The sequence below is a fragment of the Halanaerobiales bacterium genome (genome assembly GCA_035270125.1).
Taxonomy (GTDB): Bacteria; Bacillota; Halanaerobiia; order Halanaerobiales; family DATFIM01; genus DATFIM01.
This window is the reverse complement of the sequence record DATFIM010000143.1, coordinates 1-4,352: the sequence shown is the minus strand read 5'-3', so window position 1 is coordinate 4,352 and position 4,352 is coordinate 1. Positions and strand designations below refer to the sequence as shown.

Genomic DNA, 4,352 nt, shown 5'->3' with positions numbered 1-4,352 from the left:
AAAGAGTTGATAGACAATGAGAGAGAGGAAAGAAAATCCTGAAATTTCTAAAGATTTAGCTAATAAAATATTTACAGTTGTAAATCCAGTTTCTGCAAATGGAAGAACAGGGAAAAACTGGCCTAATATTGCTGATTATTTAAAGAAAAACAATATAGATTTTGTTTTTAGAAAAAGTGAATATCCAGAGCATGCTATAAAGATGGTTCGAAGAGCTTTAAAAGATGGTTATAAATACATAATGAGTGTAGGTGGAGATGGAACAGCAAATGAGGTAGTTAATGGTTTTTTTGAAAATGGAAATTTGATTAATCCTGAAGCTGAATTAATAATTTTCTCGAGGGGTACAGGCTCTGATTTTATAAGAAGTTTGGGGATAGGTAATTCTAAAAAAGAAATTATAGAGATCATTAAAAATGGACGAAAAAAATTAATAGATATTGTTAAAATTGATTATATCAATAACCAAAATCATAAAACCTGGAGATATTTTCTTAATATAAGTGATGCCGGTATTGGTGGAGAAACTGTAGCCCGTATTGAAAAAGGTGGTAAATTTTTTAATGGAAAGTTAACATATTTAGTAGGAATATTAAAAACTCTGGCCTTTTATAAAAACAAAAAATTTAAGGTAAAAATTGATGATAAAGAAATAGTAAATGATAAAGTAAATAGTATTGTAGTAGCAAATGGCAGTCATTTTGCTGGTGGAATGAATATTGCTCCAGGGGCCAGGATAGATGATGGCTTGCTCAATTTAATTGTTTTAGGTAATTTAAATAAACTAGAAATTATAACTAATTTGTATAAAGCCTATTCTGGAAGACATTTAAGTCATCCTAAAGTCAATAGTTATCAGGGAAAAGATATAGAGATAAGTTCTGAAGAAAAGGTTTATTTAAATATTGATGGAGAAGCTGCTGGAAAACTGCCTGCTCATTTCAAAATAATTCCCAAAAAAATAAGTATTTTACTTTTATAAATTATCCATAATAGGTTAAATCTATAAACTTAAACAATACTTGCCAGTTTACTTTTAGGAAATTGTATAGTAAAATAAAACACAGGGAGGAATTTAAATGGATTTTTTATTAATTACAGGTATGTCAGGTGCAGGGAAATCTCTTGCCCTTAATTTTTTTGAAGATAGAGGTTATTTTTGTGTAGATAATCTTCCTCCTGCTTTAATAACAAAGTTTGCTAAATTGTGTCTTCATTCTGAAATGAATAAAATAGCAGTGGTTAGTGATATTAGAGGACGGGAATTTTTTGAAGCTCTTTATAGTCAATTAGCCAATCTGGAAGAAATGAATATAGATTATGAAATACTTTATTTAGAAGCGTCAAATGAAACTTTAATAAGACGTTATAAAGAAACAAGAAGGAAACATCCATTAGATAAAGAAGGAAGAATGATAGAAGCTATTAAAAAAGAAAGAAAATTAATGGAAGAATTTAGAGGTAAATCAACTAATATAATAGATACTTCTCGTTTAAGTGTAAAAGATTTTAATAATGAACTGGAATCTATTTATTCTCTTGATGAAGGTGGAGAACAAAAGATATCTATTTCAGTTGTTTCTTTTGGTTTTAAATATGGAATGCCCAAAGATTCTGATCTGGTTTTTGATGTAAGATTTTTACCAAACCCTCATTATGTTAATCATCTCAAAAATAAAACTGGTAAAGAAAAAGAAGTTCAGGATTATATTTTAAAATGGCCAGTAGCCAGTAATTTTTATGATAAATTATTTGATTTTATAGAATTTTTAATACCTGAGTATATAAAAGAAGGAAAAAGTCATTTGTCGATTGCTGTTGGCTGTACTGGAGGCCAACACCGTTCAGTATTTACAGCTTTAAAACTGGGAGAATTTATTGAAAACAAAGGTTATAGAGCAGTTATTAAACACAGAGATATCGACAAAAAGAGAGATAAAAGCTCTCAATTAATAGAAGAATGATAGACTAATAGTAAAGTATGGGAGTGTAAGTTGTGAAATATTTAAAATTATTATATCCAGGACTTGGAATCAAAAGATGGCTATTTTTAGCTCTTTTTGGAATGATTTTGATCAGTTTTGGGATAATGTTGTTTTTTTATGAAGGTATAATAAAATATTTTGTAATTTTAAAAATTAATACAGGTTTTTTTGTTCTAATAATAGGAATTTTTTCTTTACTCTTAGGAATGATTATAGTCTATTATTCTATAAAAAAATTGATTTCTGAAATATCTGTTTCAGAAAGATTAACCAATGGAGAAATAGTTGATACTCTTTTAGAAAAGAAATTATTAGAAAAAGGACCAAAAGTTACTGTCGTAGGTGGTGGAACCGGACTTTCTAATCTGCTCAGAGGTTTGAAAAAAAATAGCAGCAATCTTTCGGCAATTGTTACAGTTGCTGATGATGGAGGAAGTTCTGGTAGACTAAGAGATGAATTAGGTATTTTACCACCTGGAGATATAAGAAATTGTTTGGTGGCTCTGGCTGAAAGAGAATCATTAATGGAGCAGTTATTTAGATATCGTTTTTCCCGGGAAGGACATCTAGTTGGTCATAGTTTTGGAAATCTTTTTATAGCTTCAATGACAGAAGTTTTAGGAGATTTTGAAGATGCTATTAAAGAATCAAGTAAAGTACTGGCAATTAGAGGACAGGTAATTCCAGCTTCTAATGAAAATATCAAACTTGGAGCTCGTTATCTTGATGATACAATAAAGGTTGGCGAATCAATAATTCCCAAACCTTCCAAAAAAATAGATGAAGTTTTTTTAAAACCTGAGGATTGTCAGGCAACTGAAGATGCTATTAAAGCAATTAGAAATGCTGAAATTTTGGTTATAGGTCCAGGTAGTCTTTATACAAGTATTTTACCTAATCTGTTGGTAAATGGAATTGCTTCTGAACTTAAAAAAAGTGATGCTGTAAAAATTTATGTTTGTAATGTGATGACTCAACCAGGTGAAACTGATGATTATAATGCTTCAGACCATGTGGAAGCAATTGAAAATCATGTAGGTAAAGGGGTATTTGATTATGTAATAGTTAATCAGGAAAAAGGTGGAGAAAAATTAGAAAAAAGATATAAAGAAGAAGGTGCATTTGCTGTTAAAGTTGATAATAAATTAAAAGGTAGAGGTGACATTAAAGTAGTAAGTGATAATCTTCTTGCTGAAGATGGCTATATTCGACATGATCCAGACAGTCTTGCAAACCTTATTTATGAAATAGCTGAAAAAAGCTTATAAGTTTAAAGCTTGTTTTATAGAAGGGGAGAAAAATAATGGATTTAGGTTTATCTTTAAATTTAGAACAAAAACAGGAATTAGTTATGACCCCACAATTACAAATGGCTATTGAATTACTTCAGTTTTCAAGTCAGGAACTTCAGGAGTATGTTGATGAAGAATTGAAAGATAATCCATTACTTGAAAAAGATACTGAAGATAACAAAGAAAAATTAGATGATCGTATTGAAAATCAATATTCTTCTCCTTCCTACTCATCAACAGTTAACAGTAGAGATGATGAGTATAATTATGAAAATTTTGTTAGTTATCAACCTAATTTATTAGAATATCTAGAAAATCAATTATATCAAGTTTTGGATGATGATGAAATAGAGATAGGAGAATATATCTTAGGAAATCTTGATCAATGTGGTTTTCTCTGTGAATCAGTGACAGAAATAAGTAAAAATTTAGATACTTCTGAAGATAAAGTAGAAAGTGTATTGGAAAGAATTAATTATCTGGAACCTATTGGGGTAGCTGCTCCTAATCTCCAGGAATCTTTATTAATACAATTAGATAGTCTTGATACTAATACTGAAATAGCTAATGAAATTGTGGAAGAATATTTTCAATTATTAGTGGATCAAAATTATAAAGAAATTATAAAAAAAGTTGATAGAGATAAAGAAAAAGTGATGAGAGCAATTAAAGTTATAAAAACTCTCAATCCTCGTCCTGCTGCTTCATTTAATGAAAAACACAATACAAAATATATTACACCTGATATAGTGATAAAAAATGTAAATGGTGAATTTGTAGTAGTAATCAATGAAAAAGCAAGTCCGGTTTTAAGGATAAATCCTCAATATTATAAAATGATGCAAAAAAATCGTGGAGATGACACCCATGATTTCTTAAAAAAGAAATTCAAATCAGCTCTCTGGTTAATAAAAAGTATAGAACAGAGAAGAATTACTGTTTTTAGAATTGCCAATGCTATTGTTAAAAAACAAAAAGAATTTTTGAAAAATGGTGTAAAATATATTAAACCAATGACCATGCAGGATATAGCTGATGAAATTGAAATGCATGAATCTACAGTAAGTAGAGCAAC

The 4,352-nt window shown here is 29.1% G+C and carries 4 protein-coding genes; all 4 read left to right on the top strand.

Features of this window, described 5'->3' with window-relative positions; all coding sequences use genetic code 11:
• Positions 1 to 16 precede the first annotated feature (16 nt).
• Complete coding sequence (locus VJ881_07550; GenBank protein ID HKL75905.1) at positions 17 to 982, top strand: diacylglycerol kinase family protein; 966 nt, start codon at positions 17 to 19, stop codon at positions 980 to 982.
• A gap of 97 nt (positions 983 to 1,079) precedes the next feature.
• The gene (gene rapZ, locus VJ881_07545; protein HKL75904.1) at positions 1,080 to 1,964 is read left to right on the top strand and encodes an RNase adapter RapZ; all 885 of its coding nucleotides are present in this window, start codon (positions 1,080 to 1,082) and stop codon (positions 1,962 to 1,964) included.
• A gap of 32 nt (positions 1,965 to 1,996) precedes the next feature.
• Positions 1,997 to 3,253, top strand: coding sequence for a YvcK family protein (locus VJ881_07540; GenBank protein ID HKL75903.1), 1,257 nt, complete (start codon positions 1,997 to 1,999; stop codon positions 3,251 to 3,253).
• Positions 3,254 to 3,288: 35 nt separating this feature from the next.
• On the top strand, positions 3,289 to 4,352 hold a 1,064-nt coding region (rpoN, locus tag VJ881_07535), incomplete at its 3' end, for an RNA polymerase factor sigma-54 (protein HKL75902.1).

What these genes read in the sequence shown, in the direction of transcription:
- rapZ (HKL75904.1), top strand. Translation starts at nt 1,080, where the DNA reads ATGGATTTTTTATTAATTACAGGTATGTCAGGTGCAGGGAAATCTCTT.
- VJ881_07550 (HKL75905.1), top strand. Translation starts at nt 17, where the DNA reads ATGAGAGAGAGGAAAGAAAATCCTGAAATTTCTAAAGATTTAGCTAAT.